Source organism: Desulfosporosinus sp. Tol-M2 (assembly GCF_059735615.1).
Map to the genome: position 1 here is coordinate 1 of NZ_JCAIJG010000015.1, position 17504 is coordinate 17504.

Consider the following 17504-nt stretch of genomic DNA (forward strand, 5'->3'; position numbering starts at 1 on the left):
CAACTACATCAAACCTTATGGATGGCCAGCTTTTATACCCCTGTTGCAGCACATAATATGAAGCAATCGCCTGCAAGCGCTGCGCCTTTTTTTGCGTAATACTCTCCTCACCCCACCCTCTAAAAGACGATTGACGTGTACGCACCTCTATGAAGACCAGTGTTTCTTCATCGTGCGCGATAATGTCCATCTCGCCTTTCGGACAACGATAATTACGGGTAATGATTCTTAACCCAGCTTCTTGCACAAGACGAGCCGTATATTCTTCGCCATATTTCCCCAGGGATTGTTTATTCTCCACAGATTTTCGGACAGCTCCTTTAGCAATGTATCCATCTAAGTTTCTGTATCAACAACTTGAGCATCTTTATTCGAGACTCCATTTTCTATAAGGAGTTACATGCTTTGCTGCGGTGGGAATAGACTCCGCCTCATGGTAAACACCCGGGCAAATCTTCTTGATCCCATGTAACCCTAAGCGGAGTGGACGTAGTTTAGAATTAAGTGGATAGTAAATAAAGCATCTGCATATATTACCACCTTTTGGCTAAAATAACTCAGGAAAAGCAATGATTTATTTGATTATTTAGTATTTAATTAAAAGCGAGCTCACAAAGAAGGTGACTAAACTGCTAAAAAAACTTTCAAAGAGCATAAATCACAAACGAAAAGTTAAACGTCAAGTATCAGAACCGCCTGTTTGGTCACCGACTCAACAAGCTGTGACTAACAACCTGCAAGACAACATGGCCTATTTACAGCAAGAATTGGCCAATTGTTGCGACTTGGTTGCCAGACCCTTGAAAATAGGTCTCGCAAATTCTGCTGACGCTTTCATTATCTACCTTGATGACCTGGTAGATTCCATTTCCTTAGAAAAAAACCTGCAATTATTGATACAGGGAAATCAAAGCACTGCTAACCCTCTTGAAAACCCTCTTAAAAGACCTCTTCATCAAGCCATTTACGACCATTTACTGACTGTTGGTCAAGTTAAACCCATAGACGATCTGAATACCTTAATTCAAGAAATCCTAACGGGAACCTTAGGTTTAGTTCTGGACGGTGAAACAGTCTGTTTTTCCTTAGGAGTTAAAAGTGGACAAAAAGACAGACCAATCAATGAGGCCCCATCCGAGGGTACACTAAGGGGTCCCAGGGACGGTTTTCTTGAAGATATCCAGGTTAATCGGGGGCTTATCCGCCGGAGAATAAAATCCCCCAAGCTAAAATTCGAAAAAATGACCATCGGAACCCTCACCCAAACCCAGGTAAATATAGTTTATCTTGAAGGCTTGGCCCTGGCCGGCCTGATTCAGGAAATGAAACAAAGACTGGAACGCATCAAAATCGACGGTATTATCGAATCCGGCTACATCGAGGAATTCATTGAGGACACGCCGTATTCCCTCTTTCCCCAGGTAATAGTGACCGAAAGGCCTGACCGGGTAGCCGCCGCCTTGTTAAACGGCAGAGTCGCTCTTTTAATGGATACAACTCCCTTCGTGCTTATCGTTCCTGCAGCTTTTATCAGAATGCTCGAGGGTGCTGATGATAATTACGTGAGGTTTCCCTTTGCTAATTTTGCGCGGAACTTACGTTTTATTACACTCAATATTGCTATGATTTTGCCGGCTTTTTATATTGCCGTCAGCACCTTCCACCTGGAAATGCTGCCAACTAAAATCCTGATCAGCTTAGCCGGCGTCCGGGAAGGCCTGCCTTTTCCCGTCTTGATAGAGATCCTCTTTATGGAAACTGTCTTTGAATTTATCACCGAGGCCGGCATAAGATTACCCAAGGCCGTGGGTTCGGCGATCAGTATTGTTGGGGCCTTGGTTATTGGGGACATGGCAGTCAATGCGGGATTTGTCTCTTCAGTCACAGTCATTGTCGTCGCCTTGACCGCTATCTCCACTTTAACCATTCCAGCGGTTGAGGCATCCCATACTATCCGCTTAATTCGGTTTCCCCTGATGCTCCTGGCTGCAGTCTTTGGCTTTCTCGGTATAGCTGTCGGTCTCTTATTTGTTTTAATCCACCTGTGTTCCTTGCGCAGCTTTGGCGTTCCCTATCTCGATCCTCTTGCCCCTTTAAACTTGAGCGATTTAAAAGAAAACCTCTTCCGTGCCCCCAGATGGTCTTTGTTTAAACGTCCAACTGAGGTTTCAGAAAATAACCCAACACGCCAACCAATCATGCCCAAAGGCAAACCGCCAAAGGGAAATGAAGAATGATGAAAAAAATCTTCACTTATACCTTTATCCTGGTCCTACTCCTCACTTTAACCGGCTGTTGGGGCAAACGGGAAACAGAAAACCTGGCGATTACCAGTGCTATAGGGATCGATCAGCTTAATACCGGTGGAAAGGTTATGTATAAACTGTCTGCGGTTGTCCTGCGCCCTGGGAACCAGGGTGGGAGTTCAAAAGACTCTACAAGCGAGTCTGAACAAAGCTATGAAGTTGTTGAATCTCAAGGTCAATCCCTTGAGGAAGCTGTCCAAAATATGACCCCCAAAGTACCAAGAGTTATATTTTTCGCTCATGCCCAAGTCCTAATTCTTGGTCGAGCGGTTTGTGAGGGAAATCTAAACGAGACATTAGATTACCTGTTGAGGTACCCTCCCATTCGATTAAGGAGTAAGATTTATGTCGCCAAAGGGAACGCCTTCGAGCTGCTGCAAGCCAAACCGACAATGGAAAGCGACATAGGTAAGGAAATATACGGCTTGGGAGGCTATGGTAAAATCCAATCCTATGGGATTGAGGAAATAACTTTAAAAGATTTTAGTAAAAAAGTTATGACCCCTGGCATAGACGCCTGGGCTCCGGTTTTGGAAGTATCTGTATCAGACAAACTCAAAAAGGAAAACAACCTAATAATAAACGGTCTCGCCCTCTTTAAGACAGAAAAGTTGGGCGGTTGGCTTAACAATACTGAAACCCAAGGCTTCGTGCTGGCAAAAGGTGAAGCCAAACAGGGAAGCCAAACCGTTTCCATTGCTGACCTCGGTCAAATTGCTTGTTTGTTTAATGAAAAAAAAGCAAAAATCAGTGTTCAAATTGATCAGGAAAAACGCATTACTGCGGATATTATGGTCAAAATACGCGGCGAACTGGTGGAAAGCGGGTCCTATCCACTCAACAGCCTGGAGGATTTTCAGCGCGCGGAAACAGCCTTGAATCAAACGTTGGAAGCACATATCCGTTCCGCATTCAAGCAAGCTCAGGAAAGTGAGTCTGATATCTTCGGCATCGGACGGCTGGTAGAAATCAAGGATAAAGCCCTTTGGGATAGTATTAAGGAACAATGGCCTAAAATGTATTCAGAAGCAGCAATTAACGTTAAGGCGGACAGTATAATTATAAGAGATGGCTTATTAAGTAAAACCTTTAGCGGTAAACTCAAAAAGTAGGTGGAAAGATGCTGGAAGAAGGCAGGATAAATGGACGTCAACTTTTTTTTATTATGTTTTGGACATATATGGCCACTGCCATCTTAAACCTGCCCACGATTATCGCCGGCTATGCCCCCAGGGATGGTTGGCTAATGTGCGCTCTTTTCTTTATCCCCTGCGCAGGACTTATGGTCTGGATAACTTCTAAACTTGGGGCAATGTTTCCTCAGCAGACCTTTGTAGAATATAGCGATCTGGTTCTGGGACCGTGGTTGGGTAAATTTGTCAGCGCCCTGGTTATTCTCTGGATTTTTCATACCGGAGTTCTTGTTTATGATGAAATCGTTGGTCTTTTTGCCATGGTTACGCTTCCAGATACCCCCATTCCGGTTCTCTTTATCCTAATCAGTCTAGCGCCTGCTTATGCTGTATACCACGGCTTGGAGGTAATAGGACGAAGTGCCGATTTTCTCTTCTTTATAATTTTGGTATTTTTTTTGATGAGTTATTTATTACTTATTCCCGAATTCGATTTTACAGAATTGTTGCCGGTGTTTGGAGACGGCATCGGCAATATCTTACGCAGCTCATTAACGGTAATCGCTTATGCGGGGGAATTCCTCATAGTTCTCTTTTTCTACCCAAACATCAGGAATAACCAAAAGGTCGCTAAAATATTGGTGTCCGCCATCGTTGCTATTGGTCTGGGCGGCGTCCTGACAACGGGCTCCTACACTATGATTTTTGGCTTGGAATGCAACATTTTAAAGATCCCTTATTACCTTTTGAGTCGTTATGCAAGTATAGGACGAGCTATTGAACGAATGGATCCGTTTTTTATGATTACAAATTTTTTAGGTAGTTATCTTAAACTAAGTATACTTATCTATGCTATTGTTCTTGGCTTAGCCCAGCTTTTTAGAATGAAGAATTACCGTAAACTTATTATTCCAGTCATTGTAGCTCTTAATCTTTTCGCCTATTATTCCTTTAGAAGTTTAATGCAAGTTATTGATTATCTGGATAAAATCTGGCCGTTCTATTCCTTGCCGATTGAAATAGGGATCCCTCTTCTGTTAATAAGCGTTGCCAAATTCCGGGGACTGGGCTATAGCAAAAAGAATCCTTAGCAAACTCACAAAGTCCGTTTGAACAAGGATTCGAAAAGCAAGTTGTAATTTATTGGTCATTTTGCTTACCTGCTTATGATTCTATATAACCGACGTCCCTTGTTTCACCGGAGCGAAACTTCTTCGATGCAGAGGGCATGGTCCTAAACGCCGCAAAACTTGCAGATGTTCACGCGTGCCATACCCTTTATTTTTGGAAAACAAATAATCCGGATAAAGGGTATCGAGTTCAACCATCAAACGGTCACGTGTCACCTTTGCTAAGATCGAGGCAGCAGCGATTGTCGCACTTATTTGATCCCCCCCTATCAGCGGAAGCTGCGGCAGCTTAACAGCAGGGAGAGTTAATGCATCAACCATCAAATAATGCGGACGAACTTTCAAACCTTCAATCGCTCGCTTCATAGCTAATTTAGTCGCTTGTAAAATATTCAGAGCGTCGATCTCCGCCGGCTCAGCACTTCCAAGCGCATAATCAATCGCTTGCGCCTGAATCTGAGAGTAAAGTTTTTCCCGTTTACTCTCCGTCAGCATTTTAGAATCATTGAGACCGGATAAATCAAATCGGACCGGCAGAATACACGCTGCAGCAACAACCGGGCCTGCCAGAGGTCCCCGCCCCGCTTCATCAATACCTGCCAGCAGCAGGAATCCTTGCTGCCATAATTTCTTTTCTTCGACAAGCATATGCTGAATACGGGCCTCTTCCATAGCTTGTGCTTGCCGATACTTAAGTAGACGATCCACAAGCCGCCGAACTCCTTGCCGCAGGTCGTTCCGGCATGCATTAAGCATTCGAGGGGAAGGATTTTTATACAGTGCTTCTTCGACTTCCCGTATACTCATCAGGGATAACGGTTCCACGCTTCTCTCCTCTTCTCCGCCTAATTCTCACTTTGACATGTAAAGTCAATTAAATATAATCCATTGTTATCGGACCAAGTTGTCCCGTACGAAGTTCACGCAGGAAAATCTGAGCGGCTTTGAGCAGATCCACACGCCCACCGTGAATCAAGCACCCCCGTTTTCTTCCCAGACTCTCCAAGGTAACCTCTGAATCCGAGACCTGATAACGGAGTAAGGCCTTTGGAGAGTGCAAATTGAGCCAATCTATGATCCAGGCAGATAATTCTTCAATGTCAAAAACATCATCTTTTATGGCTCCGAGAGCAGCCAGCTTCCGCCCAACTTCAGGAACTTCAAGTTTAGGCCACAACATTCCCGGTGTATCCAACAGTTCAACTCGTTTATGAATCCGAACCCATTGCTTTCCCCGGGTCACGCCAGGTTTGTTACCGACTTTTGCTTGGGCTCCGCCCGTCAATTGATTAATCAAGGACGACTTGCCAATGTTGGGAATCCCCACAATCATCACCTTAATCGTCTGTAGACGAATACCCTTTTCAGCCTGTTTTGCTTGTTTTCCCAGCACCATGCGTTCCAATTCTGGCACAATCTGTTTAACTCCTAACCCTGAAGTTGCGCTAACCGCATAAACAGGGCTTGAAGCTCTTAGGTAAGTAAGCCATTTTGCCGTCCAGGTGGGATCTGCTAAATCCACTTTATTCAAGAGTAATAATCGATGTTTATTTCCGAGCAGTTTATGGAGCATTGGATTACGACTACTATCTGGTATGCGAGCATCGGCAAGTTCTAAAACAACATCTACCCATTTAAGTTGCTCAATTAAAAGGCGTCTTGTTTTAGCCATATGCCCCGGAAACCATTGAATACTCATGAATACCCCTCTTTATCCTTCTCGCAGAGCCGCACACGATATTTGGAGGGCCTCTGATTTATGGAAGAAACCCCATAAAAATATTAACCGGAATAATTTGACGTGACCCACCGGATTAATTTATCGTTACCTAATGGAATAACCTGGACGAATCTCACGCACGCTAAAAAAACCTAAACCGTTGAAAAGGGTAGTATAATAACCAAGCTTTTCCTAAGAGGTAGTTTTTCGGGAGAAGACCCCATTCTCGCGAGTCTTCACTCTCACGACGGTTATCCCCTAAGACAAACACCTTCCCCACTGGAACAACTTCCGGACCATAAGGAGGATAATCACCAGGTTTAACGTAGGGCTCCGCAATAACGTCTCCGTTCACAAAAACTTTATTGTCGCGAAGTTCGACTGTTTCACCCTCGGCGGCAATAACTCGTTTAACAAAGGTTCGCTTTAAGTCCTTCGGGAACGCAAACACGACGACATCCCCTCTAGTGGGAGCACACCCGCGATAGGCAAGTCGATTGACGACAATGCGGTCTCCTGAAACCAAACCGGGTTCCATGGAAGGCTGCCGAATCAGATAAGGTTGCAACACTACCCAACGAAGAAAAATACCAATCAGTAGAACCGCAGCGATAATACCCAATATCCATTTTCGTTTTGTTTTCTGACGTTCCATCGTCTCGCTCCCCTCTTGTACTACTCTTTTAGTATGAACAAGAATCCTCGGAGCATACGCCATAAAACAATAAAAATCGCTGTCCATGACTCGAACAGGATGTTCGAGGTTAGTAGCGCCGCCATGGATGGCTGGGCGCCGGGATGGACAAGTGTCCCTGTAGCCATGACTCGAACAAGGATGTTCGAGGTTAGAGTGCCACCAAGGATGGTAAGGCACCGGGATGGCTGGGCGCCTTGATGGCTGAGTGTAACAACTGGTCTCAGTCCGCCTATGCTTTAACTAGCAAAAAAAAGAGCCAGATTACTCCGGCCCATTTATACCTTTGACAGTACGGCGATCACGAATCCGTGCCGCCTTACCTGAAAGTGCACGTAGATAATATAGCTTAGCCCGGCGAACCACACCCCGGCGAGCCACCTCAATCTTGTCCAAGCGAGGTGAGTGTAAAGGAAAAGTACGTTCTGCACCGACACCGGCGAAGACACGACGGACAGTAAAGGTCTCTCTGATGCCGCTACCTTTCATAGCGATGACAAGGCCTTCGAAAACTTGTATACGTTCACGGGTTCCCTCAATAATACGCACATGTACACGTACTGTATCTCCCGGACGGAATTTAGGAAGATCGTTTTTCATTTGTTCTTCTTCAATCATGCGAATATAATCCATAATAGAATTCCCTCCTTCCTTGTCTAGATGTTCATACACTGATTTCAGCGAGCGGACCACCTATTAACTGACCCGCTTATTTTATCACAACCTATTAAGCTATGCAACAATTTTCCAGACCATCTCAGTGTCCGCGTAAGCGGTCCAAAATAATAGCTACTGCGGACCGTACGGATAAATGATTATAATCCGTGGGTCCATAGATCGGCTCCAAAATTCGATCCATCTGCTCGACATCTTCCTTAAGCAGTCCCCAACCCGTACCAAACATTAATAGAATTGGTACTTCTTCAGTTTCGATGTCCTTACGGAGTTGTGCATAAGTGACTGTATTGGCATATTTTCGAGCATCCGTCGCCACTTTTACAGGAGCTGCCCCCTGTTCCGCTTCAATTTCTGCATAAACTTCATTCAAATTCGCCACGATTTTTACCCGGGCAAACGCTTCTTGTCGATCTGGATTATAAACAGCTCCATACCCCTCTTGCCAAAAGCCCAGAATACGTTTGGCTAACTGGCGTTGTGCTTCAGCGGGGTGAACAACAAAATAACGTTTTAGACCATAAGTTGTTGAGCAACGTGCAATATCATGCAGATCCAAGTTGGTGATTGAAGTCGCTACCGTCTTCATATTTTTATTGTACACTGGGGCATGGATTAATGCTAAATATATGTCTGCCATGGAGTTCCTCCCAACGCACTTCCTTTACCAAGAGGTATTTGGATTAATATATCTATTGTTTTTCCTGGGGATGAGGCGAGGTCTTCCGCCGTCGCTTGGGCAGCGGGCGGAGATGTTTCCACAATGCTTGATAGGCTGCAAATTCCTCATGTTCAAGGATAAGTTCTTCTAACAGCGGATAATCATCAACTCCAAAGGGAATTGCTTTAAATAAATCCGGACGCCGCAAAAAAGTACGCCTCAGTGACTCTTTTCTCCGCCACCGCTTAATCAGTGCGTGATGGCCGGATAATAAAATTCCGGGAACCTGCCTTCCCTCAAAATCGGCCGGACGCGTATACTGGGGATATTCCAGGAGTGAGTTGCTGTGCGAATCCTCTTCGGCGGAAGTACCCTCTCCGAGCACTCCATGAATTAGTCGCACCACTGCATCAATCATGACCATCGCTGCTAGTTCCCCGCCTGTCAACACATAGTCTCCGAGGGACACCTCTTCGTCAGCCAACTCACGGATTCGCTCATCAAACCCCTCGTAATGCCCACATATAAAAACCAATTCCTCTTGTTCAGACCACTCCTTAGCCTTCTCTTGACGAAAGACATCCCCTTGGGGAGACATGAGTATAATCCTCCGTCTACCACAGGGCTGGGGCAAATCTCGTATGGCAGCAAAAATAGGTTCGGGCTTTAAGAGCATGCCGGCGCCCCCACCATAGGGAACATCATCCACATTCTTGTGTTTACTGATCGCATAATCTCGAAAATTCACAAACTGTATTTTAACCAATCCGGCTTCTTGGGCGCGTTTGAGGATGCTTTCATTTAGAGGTGTAAACATTTCTGGAAATAATGTTAAGACGGTAAATTGTATCATCCGATGTTAACCCTCCAACAATCGTCGTTCGTGATTCGGTATTCGATGTTCGATGTTCAAACCTCGAACATCGAATTACAGTCCTCGAGGAAGTGTGACATCCATGCGTCGGCCTTTGACATCCACATGCAAGACAACACTTTTGAGTGCCGGGACATATATTTCGCCTTTAGCCCCCTTAACCACATAGACATCATTTGCTCCAGTTTCCAAGACTTGAGATAAGGTGCCTAGCAAGACATCCCCTTCATAAACTTGCATCCCTTCAAGTTCGAAATAGTACCAACCCTCTTGCAGAGGAGGAACTTCTGAGCGGTCAATCCGAACCTCCCACCCTCGGTACTTTCCTGCCTGGTCTATACCCTCAATCCCTTCTACCGTGAGAAAGACTAAATCCCGCTGTACTCGGGCCGCAATAATCTTGAAGTGTTTCTCGATCTCCCCATACCGCAAACATACTTCCTGCAACTTCAGAAATCGTGCAGGATCAGTTGTTAAAGGGTAAATCTTCAGTTCGCCGTTTAACCCCTGCGGACGTAACACTTCTCCGATCAGCACGTCATCCATACTTTTTGCCCCCTTACAGCAGATAGTTTTGATAGTTTTGATAGTTTTGATAGTTTTGATAGTTTAAACGTTGAGAAGGGCACTAAGCCCTTCTCAAGATTATTGATCGATGTCTATATGAACTCGGCGACCGTCTTTAACAGCTGCCGCTTTAACGAGCGTACGAATAGCGTTGGCGATCTTTCCCTGTTTTCCAATAACCTTACCCATATCTTCAGGTGCGACAGTCAGTTGCAAATGAACACTCTTATCCGTCTCAGACTGGATAACGTTGACTTGATCAGCATGATCGACAAGTGCTTTCGCGAGGATTTCTACAAGTTCCTTCACAGGAACCCCCCCTCTCATTTACACTTTGTTCTTGGACTCGTGGAATTTTGTTAAGACACCAGCCTGACTCAGCAAAGATTTAGCAGTATTAGAAGGTTGTGCTCCCGTTGATAGCCATTTTAGAGCCTTTTCCTCGTCGATGTTCAAAACCACAGGGTTCTTTGTCGGATCATAATATCCAATTTGTTCGATGAAACGTCCATCACGGGGAGCTTTAGCGTCAGCAATAACCATTCGATAGATAGGACTTTTTTTCGCACCCATGCGGCATAAGCGAATTTTGGTAGCCATTTTTTCACCTCCTCATTGATCGAGGTTCGAAGTTCGAGGTTCGAGGTTCGAATGTCTTACATCCAAAATCGACATCGCACATTTAGCCCCTGGATTAGTTCAACTAAACTTCAAGATGGAGTTTATAAACCCCGTTTAAAGTAAGTTTATTATATAAACAACGCCCTATTATAGCGCATGTCCATCAAAATATTAGCTCATTTATCTTGTTCCAAGCCCGGGACGCAGTGTCACACAAACGCGACGTCTTTTACGTAAGCGGAATAGCAAACTTCCGTGAAAGCGACCCAAAACACGGGGCAATGAACAAGGACGTACACGACCGGCAACCGGAAAAGGATGTCCGATTTGCCGGGTACCCCGCCCTCTCACAAATCAAGCTCTTTAGTCTTAGTTTGATCTGCGAGAGCAAGCAAGTGAGCGTTATAACGCAAGTTCCTTAGTTTGCTCTGCGTCGTAAGCATCGAGAGCTGTGTTACACAAGTCCCTCACATGAATCCCCGTTTTTTACCCTTTTTGCCTTTTTTACCACTGCCCAACATGCCCAAGCTACTTGGACTGGCAAAATGTTTCACCATTTTTTGCATTTGTTCAAACTGTTTCAGGAGCCGTCCGACGTCTTGAACCGATGTACCGCTTCCCTTAGCAATCCTTTTTTTACGTGAATCTTTAATGATACCTGGTTTTCGGCGTTCTTCTGTCGTCATGGAACGAATGATAGCCTCAATATGAGCAGTATCTTTTTCGTCAATCTGCACATCTTTAAGTTGCTTACCTATACTCCCTGGGAGCATTTCAAGGATCGAGGAAAGCGGGCCCATTTTTTTCATCTGTTGCATTTGTTCCAGAAAATCATCGAGAGTGAATTCTTGTTTGCGCAGCTTCTGTTCCATTTCTTTTGCTTTTTTTTCATCGAAGGACTCTTGCGCTTTCTCGATCAGGGTCAGGACATCGCCCATCCCCAAAATTCGAGAAGCCATACGGTCCGGGTGAAATGGTTCCAGGGCATCCATTTTCTCGCCTATTCCGGCAAACTTTACGGTACACCCGGTCACTGCTTTAATAGAAAGCGCAGCCCCACCACGAGTATCACCATCCAGTTTAGTGAGAATGACACCATCAAGACCCAGTTCCCGATGAAACGATTCCGCAACATTAACTGCGTCCTGACCCGTCATTGCGTCCACTACTAATAAAATCTCATTGGGTTTGACAGCGGTTTTAATGTCGCGAAGTTCAGTCATCAGCTCTTCGTTGATATGCAAACGTCCGGCCGTATCGATAATAACCACGTCTTGCCCATTTGAATTAGCATGCTTGATGCTCGCCTTAGCAATATCCGCCGGAGCCTCTTGACCCATAGAAAAAACAGGCACTGCCAGTTGATCACCCAAGACCTGCAATTGCTTTATCGCTGCGGGGCGATAAATATCACAGGCAACCAACAGCGGATGCTTACCTTGTTTTTTGAGCATATTGGCTAATTTCGCCACATGGGTTGTCTTCCCTGCTCCTTGCAGACCTATGAGTAAAATCACTGTTGGGGGTTTTGAGGCTATGAGAATTTTACCTGTTGCGCCACCCATAAGTTCAATCATTTCTTCATGCACAATCTTAATAACATGTTGTGCGGGAGAAAGGGATTCTAAGACTTCCTGTCCGATCGAACGTTCTTTAACCTTGGCTACAAAGTCCTTGACTACTTTAAAGTTAACATCTGCTTCCAATAAAGCAACTCGCACCTCGCGCATAGCCTCGTTGACATCTGTTTCCTTTAACTTGCCCTTTCCTTTGAGCCGCTTAAATGTTTCTTGGAGTTTTTCGCTTAGTCCTTGAAACATGTCTGTCCCCGCTTTCGCTTTGATCCACTCTACGAGTCCCCTTGCCGACTTCTATCCTCTAAGTCCCGGCCCCCGCCTTCAGCTTATTAGCTCCGGTTTTGACCTCCGGCTTCCGGTCTCTGACTTCTGTTCTCAGTCATCCGAAATATTGACATAAACTTCATTAATTAAGACGTGTAGTTGTTGGTAGCACTCCCATGCTGATCGGCTGGTAAAATCTTGCTCATTTAATCCCTGTGCCAAGGTTTTCACTTCCGTTAATTTCTCACGCTCCGCCCAGAACCTCTGAACAAGCCCTAATTTCTCCTCATATTCTGCAAGAATCCGTTCTGTGCGTTTGATCAAATCATGAATAGCCTGGCGGCTGATATGTTCCACTTCTGCGATTTCAGCCAAAGAAAGATCGTGTTGGTAATGAAGTTCCCAAACGTTTCGTTGCTTTTCCGTAAGAAGTGGGCCATAAAAATCTACTAAGAGAGCTATTTTGGCAAGTTTTTCCAATCTTGAACCCCCTGTAAAGCATTTTTACTTTACAGACGAATTCTAGACTATATTTAATAGTTTGTCAAGTAGGGGCAACTCATCTATTGCGCTCACGGATTCGTGAATCCGCCGTAATTAACCATTTAACTCCGCTGAAATCCGCTTCGCCCGGGTTTCAACTTCTTGACAAACCTTATCTGCATCCATAGTCAATAGTTTCCGTTCTTCCATGATGATTTTACCATCTACCATCACCGTGCGTACGTCCCCTGCATGGGCAACATAGACCAGATGTGCCGGGATAGAAAAACGAGGATAGAAATGCGGTTGCGCCATGTCTATGGTGATGATATCTGCTTTAAAGCCCGGGGCGAGCATCCCAACATCTTCAAGACCGAGCGTTTGAGCACCGCCAAGCGTGGCCATTTCCAATACTTCATAAGCCGGCAGTACGGTCGAACCCACCTTAAGCTTTTGTTGAAATGCTACTGAGCGCATCTCCCCAAAAAGATCGAGATTGTTATTACTGGACGCGCTATCCGTTCCGAGTCCTATGACCACGCCTTTGGCACTCAGCTCGGTTATGGGAGCGGTTCCACTGCTTAGTTTCATATTACTTTCGGCATTATGAGCGACACAAACGTGCCTACTAGCCAGGATATCCATATCCTCCGGCGTCAAATGAACACAGTGTGCGGCTACTACATGCCCTCCGAAAAACCCAAGCCCATCGAGCCACTGCACAGGAGTTTTTCCGTATTGCTCTCCAATATTCTTAATCTCATCTATGGTTTCGGCCACATGTATATGTATTCCCACACCCAGCCGATCCGCCTCAACTTTCACGCGTTGTAGATACTCCGCTCCGCAAGTATAAGGAGCGTGCGGCCCAAACATGATGCTCACTCGCCCATTACCGGCGCCGTGATAACATCGAACCAATTCAATATTTTCTGCTAAGGCCCGGTTGCCGTTTGGATTATTTCCGACCAGTCCTCGTGAAAGGACAGCACGAGTCCCTGCTTTGAGCACCGCTTCCGCGACTTGATCCATTGAAAGATACATATCCAGCATGGTGGTCGTACCGGAACGAATCATCTCACAAAGCGCCAAGGCCGTTCCCCAATAGATGTCTTCTTCTGTCAATTTTTCTTCGAATGGCCAAACCTTCTCATTAAGCCAAGGCATAAGCGGCAGATCGTCTGCATAGCTCCTGAGTAAGGTCATAGCTGCGTGGGTATGAGTGTTTATTAACCCCGGCATAACCACGTCGTTAGGTAATTCCAGAATACGATCAGGAATAAACCTTGCCGGGACAGAGCCCTGCGCCCCTACCGATACAATCCGATCGTTCTCGATAGCAATTTCCCCTTGGGGATAAAATACATCCTGTCCGGTCATGGGTAACACCATGGACCGTATTAGAAGTTTCGACATACTCTCTATCCTCCTCACACCCTTCGTCAAGGGATAACCTCAATTCTATGGCAAAGCTCAATCCGAAATTTAGGATCGCACCATTAATTTAAGGATGTTCACTGAATAAGGATTGGTCATAATCCCTTTTTCGGTAATAATCCCCGTGATATATTTCGCCGGGGTGACATCAAAGGCCGGATTATATACATTGACCTCCGCAGGGGCGACTTGTACCCCAAAGCATTCTCGCATTTCCTTGTCAGGACGTTCTTCAATCGGTATTTCTTGACCGGTTGCTACTTTTAAATCAATGGTCGAGGTTGGAGCTGCTACATAAAAAGGAATGGCATGCGCTTGGGCCAAGACTGCCAAGGAGTAAGTCCCGATTTTATTCGCAGTATCTCCGTTGGCCGCGATTCGATCCGCTCCTACAATCACAAGGTCAACCTTACCTTGTTGCATTAAATATCCAGCCATATTATCTGCAATTAGGGTCACCGGAATCTTGTCTTGCATAAGTTCCATGGTCGTTAGGCGTGCCCCTTGTAATAAAGGTCGTGTCTCATCTGCATAAACATGAATAGTCTTCCCTGTTTCATTAGCCTTTCGAATTACCCCAAGAGCAGTACCGTACTCTACTGTGGCTAAAGCTCCAGCGTTACAATGGGTCAGAATATTGGCCTTCTCCGGGATAATCTCATTTCCATATTCCCCAATTAAGCCGTTCACCCGGCGATCATCCTCAGCGATATGATCCGCTTCCTCAATTAAAATCTGCCGCACCTCAGCTAAATCTTTGACCTCCCTGCATTCACGTAAACGATCTTCCATACGCCGAAGTGCCCAAAACAGGTTGACCGCTGTGGGCCGAGTCGCCCCGAGTCTGTCTTGTACCACTTCCATGTAACCGGGCAGCCCCTCTATATTCCCCTGATACCCTTGCGCTCCTAAGGCAAATCCATATGCGGCAGCTGCCCCAATAGCAGGCGCGCCGCGTACTTCCATGTGTTCAATAGCCTCTGCCACATCCTCATAGGACAAAGCATCCCGATATACAGTTTCTACTGGAAGCTTGCTCTGATCTAATATTCGCAAGGCATTCCCTAACCATTCGATCGATTTCATCGTCCCACTGCCTTTCTAAAACTTACCCACTTCTCTATTTGCTGAGGCACATCGACAATTCTGATCGGGAGTCCATAATCCAATACTCTCTTCAATGATTTTTGTAACCTTTACTCCTAGTGCCTTCATGCTTTCCATTACTTCAGCATGGGTTAACGGCTGGGATGTAATCCCGGCTGCTTCATTCGTGACCATCCCGATGGAGGCGTAGCACATCCCCAGCTCTCGAGCCAGAACAACTTCAGGGACGCTCGTCATTCCTACAAGGTCCCCCCCTAAGTGCTGAAACATGCGAATCTCTGCAGGGGTTTCAAAACGTGGACCTTCAGTACAAACATAACATGCCCCATTCTTTATCACAAACCCAAGCTGCTCTGAAGCATCCATAATAACCCGGCGCACATCAGAACAATAGGGCTCGGTCATATCCACATGGAGTACACCCTGTTCCCCACCTTCGTAAAAAGTCTGCGTACGACTTTTAGTAAAATCAAGAAATTGATCTGGAAGTACTAACTCACCAGAATGAAAATTTGGAGATAAAGAACCAACCGCCGCTGTGGCGAGAATCTTTCGCACCCCAAGTTTTCGCAGCGCCCAAATATTAGCCCTGTAATTCACGAGATGGGGAGGTGTGGCGTGACAGCCTCCATGTCGGCTCATGAAAACAATTTCCCGATTCGTGAGTTTGCCAACTACGGGTTCTACCGTACCATAAGGAGTTTCCACCGTGATAGCGCGCTTTTCGGTCAGCGTCAAGTTCTCAACTCCGGTTCCCCCAATAAGTGCATAAAAAATCAGAATGCTCCCTCCCCGTCTGGCCGGTTAAAAAGTGCTGCTGCGAAATCCTTAGGCACAAACGAGCGCAGATCTTCGATTCCCTCTCCTATCCCAATCCATTTCACCGGAATCCTAGTTTCCCCTTTGATTCCTAACACGACGCCCCCTTTGGCTGTTCCATCCAGCTTCGTTAAGACAATTCCTGTCACTCCTGCCACTTCTTGAAAAAGTTTGGCTTGTTGCAAAGCGTTCTGTCCCGTAGTGGCATCCAATACAAGTAACACTTCGTGAGGCGCCCCCGGAATTTCCCGTTCAATTACCCGCTTGACCTTACGCAATTCTTCCATTAAGTTTACTTTATTATGGAGGCGGCCGGCGGTATCCACAAGCACAACGTCTATCCCACGCGATTTGGCAGCTTGTACCGCATCATAGGCCACAGCTGCCGGGTCCGCGCCTTCCCGCTGTTTAATAACCTCTATCCCGGCTCGTTCTCCCCAAACCTCAAGTTGATCAATAGCCGCTGCCCGAAAGGTATCTCCCGCAACCATGATAACCCGTTTTCCATCCTTTTTTAACCGGTTCGCAAGCTTACCGATCGTGGTTGTTTTGCCAACCCCGTTTACCCCAACCACGAGAATAATGCTGGGACCTTGCTTTGCTAAGGTAAGCGTTTCTTCCTCGCCTAATAACTCTGTGATCAATTCCTGGAGAACCTGATAAAGCTCACTTGGCTGTGAGATTTTTTGTTTTTTGACTTCTTTTCGCAGCCGTTCAACCAATTCAAATGCTGTATTGACACCGACGTCTGAACGGATCAGCACCTCTTCCAATTCTTCATATAACTCTTCATCAATTCTCTTCCGGCCGGTAAAAACCTCTTCAATTCTACCCACAAAATTTTCCCGTGTTTTGGTTAGACCTTCTTTGAGCTTTGCGAAAAGTCCTGCCACTATTTTAACACCCTCTCATAGACTTAGTCGAGATTCGAATTTGAAATACAAGGTTAGAATACCATAGTGCATCGTAGATTGCACTTTTTTTTACTCCAAGCTCTAAAACGGAAACAGCTGCATCGTCATTCACCGTCGGATTTGATTATAAATGAGGAATCTAATTTCCTCACTTATAACGTTGGTTATCGGACCCAAGGAGTAAATAAAGGGAAACTATTCATTGCTGTCGAATGGATTCATTGTACGAATAAAGGATATATATACGAACTAGTTCGTGTAAAGTCTATTCAGAGTACAATTAACGAAATTCGTTAAATAACCGTTAGACGAAATAGCTAGGTCTTATACTTTTACGGAAGAACTACAAGGAGGATTTTGATTTGTTTTATTGGATATGTACAACAATTACTGTAGGATTGATAATTTTTCATATCTCATCCTACATTCGGTACAAGAGAAGTGGTTCTCTCATATATATAAATTCATTTAAGGTTCAAGACTTTCTGGTTGTTGCATTATGGGTAGCTGTAGGTTCATTAT

Annotated in this window: 19 protein-coding genes; 3 read left to right on the plus strand and 16 right to left on the minus strand. The window is 45.4% G+C overall.

Annotated elements, in window-relative coordinates; translation table 11 throughout:
* Nucleotides 1-301, minus strand: a 301-nt coding sequence (locus AC6I5A_RS00430) for a YraN family protein (protein WP_034610392.1), incomplete at its 3' end; no start/stop codon positions are given.
* 319 nt (nucleotides 302-620) lie between these two features.
* On the opposite strand from AC6I5A_RS00430, the gene AC6I5A_RS00435 reads away from it, so the two are divergent.
* Genes AC6I5A_RS00435 through AC6I5A_RS00445 form a run of 3 tightly spaced genes read left to right on the plus strand, consistent with a single transcriptional unit; the run spans nucleotide 621 to nucleotide 4530 of the window.
* Nucleotides 621-2237, plus strand: a complete 1617-nt coding sequence (locus AC6I5A_RS00435) for a spore germination protein (protein WP_052167792.1) — start codon at nucleotides 621-623, stop codon at nucleotides 2235-2237.
* Entirely contained in the window at nucleotides 2234-3418 is a 1185-nt protein-coding gene (locus AC6I5A_RS00440; protein ID WP_034610395.1) for a Ger(x)C family spore germination protein, read from the plus strand. The genes AC6I5A_RS00435 and AC6I5A_RS00440 overlap by 4 nt, the downstream gene beginning before the upstream one ends.
* Nucleotides 3419-3426: 8 nt before the next feature.
* Entirely contained in the window at nucleotides 3427-4530 is a 1104-nt protein-coding gene (locus tag AC6I5A_RS00445) for a GerAB/ArcD/ProY family transporter (RefSeq protein WP_034610397.1), read from the plus strand.
* An 81-nt stretch (nucleotides 4531-4611) separates the two neighbouring features.
* Here AC6I5A_RS00445 and rnhB read toward each other — a convergent pair whose 3' ends face one another.
* The 15 genes from rnhB to ftsY form a co-directional block, all read right to left on the minus strand.
* Complete coding sequence (gene rnhB, locus AC6I5A_RS00450) at nucleotides 4612-5394, minus strand: ribonuclease HII (RefSeq protein WP_497900374.1); 783 nt, start codon at nucleotides 5392-5394, stop codon at nucleotides 4612-4614.
* Nucleotides 5395-5443: 49 nt separating this feature from the next.
* A complete protein-coding gene (gene ylqF, locus AC6I5A_RS00455) occupies nucleotides 5444-6268 on the minus strand; it encodes a ribosome biogenesis GTPase YlqF (protein ID WP_034610400.1) in 825 nt (274 codons plus the stop codon).
* A 163-nt stretch (nucleotides 6269-6431) separates the two neighbouring features.
* Nucleotides 6432-6944, minus strand: a complete 513-nt coding sequence (lepB, locus tag AC6I5A_RS00460) for a signal peptidase I (protein WP_034610402.1) — start codon at nucleotides 6942-6944, stop codon at nucleotides 6432-6434.
* 303 nt (nucleotides 6945-7247) lie between these two features.
* Nucleotides 7248-7616 carry a 50S ribosomal protein L19 gene (gene rplS, locus AC6I5A_RS00465; RefSeq protein ID WP_034610403.1) on the minus strand — a complete coding sequence of 123 codons (369 nt, stop codon included), beginning with the start codon at nucleotides 7614-7616 and terminating at the stop codon, nucleotides 7248-7250.
* A 124-nt stretch (nucleotides 7617-7740) separates the two neighbouring features.
* Nucleotides 7741-8298 carry an RNA methyltransferase gene (locus AC6I5A_RS00470; RefSeq protein ID WP_034610405.1) on the minus strand — a complete coding sequence of 186 codons (558 nt, stop codon included), beginning with the start codon at nucleotides 8296-8298 and terminating at the stop codon, nucleotides 7741-7743.
* Between the two features lie 52 nt (nucleotides 8299-8350).
* Nucleotides 8351-9172 carry a tRNA (guanosine(37)-N1)-methyltransferase TrmD gene (gene trmD, locus AC6I5A_RS00475; RefSeq protein ID WP_034610408.1) on the minus strand — a complete coding sequence of 274 codons (822 nt, stop codon included), beginning with the start codon at nucleotides 9170-9172 and terminating at the stop codon, nucleotides 8351-8353.
* 75 nt (nucleotides 9173-9247) lie between these two features.
* Nucleotides 9248-9739 (minus strand): ribosome maturation factor RimM, encoded by a 492-nt coding sequence (rimM, locus tag AC6I5A_RS00480; protein WP_034610409.1) that lies wholly within the window; start codon nucleotides 9737-9739, stop codon nucleotides 9248-9250.
* A 99-nt stretch (nucleotides 9740-9838) separates the two neighbouring features.
* Nucleotides 9839-10069, minus strand: coding sequence for a KH domain-containing protein (locus AC6I5A_RS00485; protein WP_034610411.1), 231 nt, complete (start codon nucleotides 10067-10069; stop codon nucleotides 9839-9841).
* Nucleotides 10070-10087: 18 nt separating this feature from the next.
* On the minus strand, nucleotides 10088-10360 hold the full coding sequence (rpsP, locus tag AC6I5A_RS00490; protein WP_034610413.1) for a 30S ribosomal protein S16: 273 nt from the start codon (nucleotides 10358-10360) through the stop codon (nucleotides 10088-10090).
* A gap of 488 nt (nucleotides 10361-10848) precedes the next feature.
* Nucleotides 10849-12201, minus strand: coding sequence for a signal recognition particle protein (gene ffh / locus AC6I5A_RS00495; protein ID WP_034610415.1), 1353 nt, complete (start codon nucleotides 12199-12201; stop codon nucleotides 10849-10851).
* A 132-nt stretch (nucleotides 12202-12333) separates the two neighbouring features.
* Nucleotides 12334-12702 (minus strand): putative DNA-binding protein, encoded by a 369-nt coding sequence (locus AC6I5A_RS00500; RefSeq protein WP_034610418.1) that lies wholly within the window; start codon nucleotides 12700-12702, stop codon nucleotides 12334-12336.
* Nucleotides 12703-12819: 117 nt separating this feature from the next.
* A complete protein-coding gene (locus tag AC6I5A_RS00505) occupies nucleotides 12820-14121 on the minus strand; it encodes an amidohydrolase (protein ID WP_034610420.1) in 1302 nt (433 codons plus the stop codon).
* Between the two features lie 69 nt (nucleotides 14122-14190).
* On the minus strand, nucleotides 14191-15228 hold the full coding sequence (gene mtnA / locus AC6I5A_RS00510) for an S-methyl-5-thioribose-1-phosphate isomerase (protein ID WP_034610423.1): 1038 nt from the start codon (nucleotides 15226-15228) through the stop codon (nucleotides 14191-14193).
* Between the two features lie 15 nt (nucleotides 15229-15243).
* Nucleotides 15244-16026, minus strand: coding sequence for an S-methyl-5'-thioadenosine phosphorylase (gene mtnP / locus AC6I5A_RS00515; protein ID WP_034610426.1), 783 nt, complete (start codon nucleotides 16024-16026; stop codon nucleotides 15244-15246).
* Entirely contained in the window at nucleotides 16026-16961 is a 936-nt protein-coding gene (gene ftsY, locus AC6I5A_RS00520) for a signal recognition particle-docking protein FtsY (protein ID WP_034610429.1), read from the minus strand. Before ftsY ends, mtnP begins: the two co-directional genes overlap by 1 nt.
* Nucleotides 16962-17504: the final 543 nt, after the last annotated feature.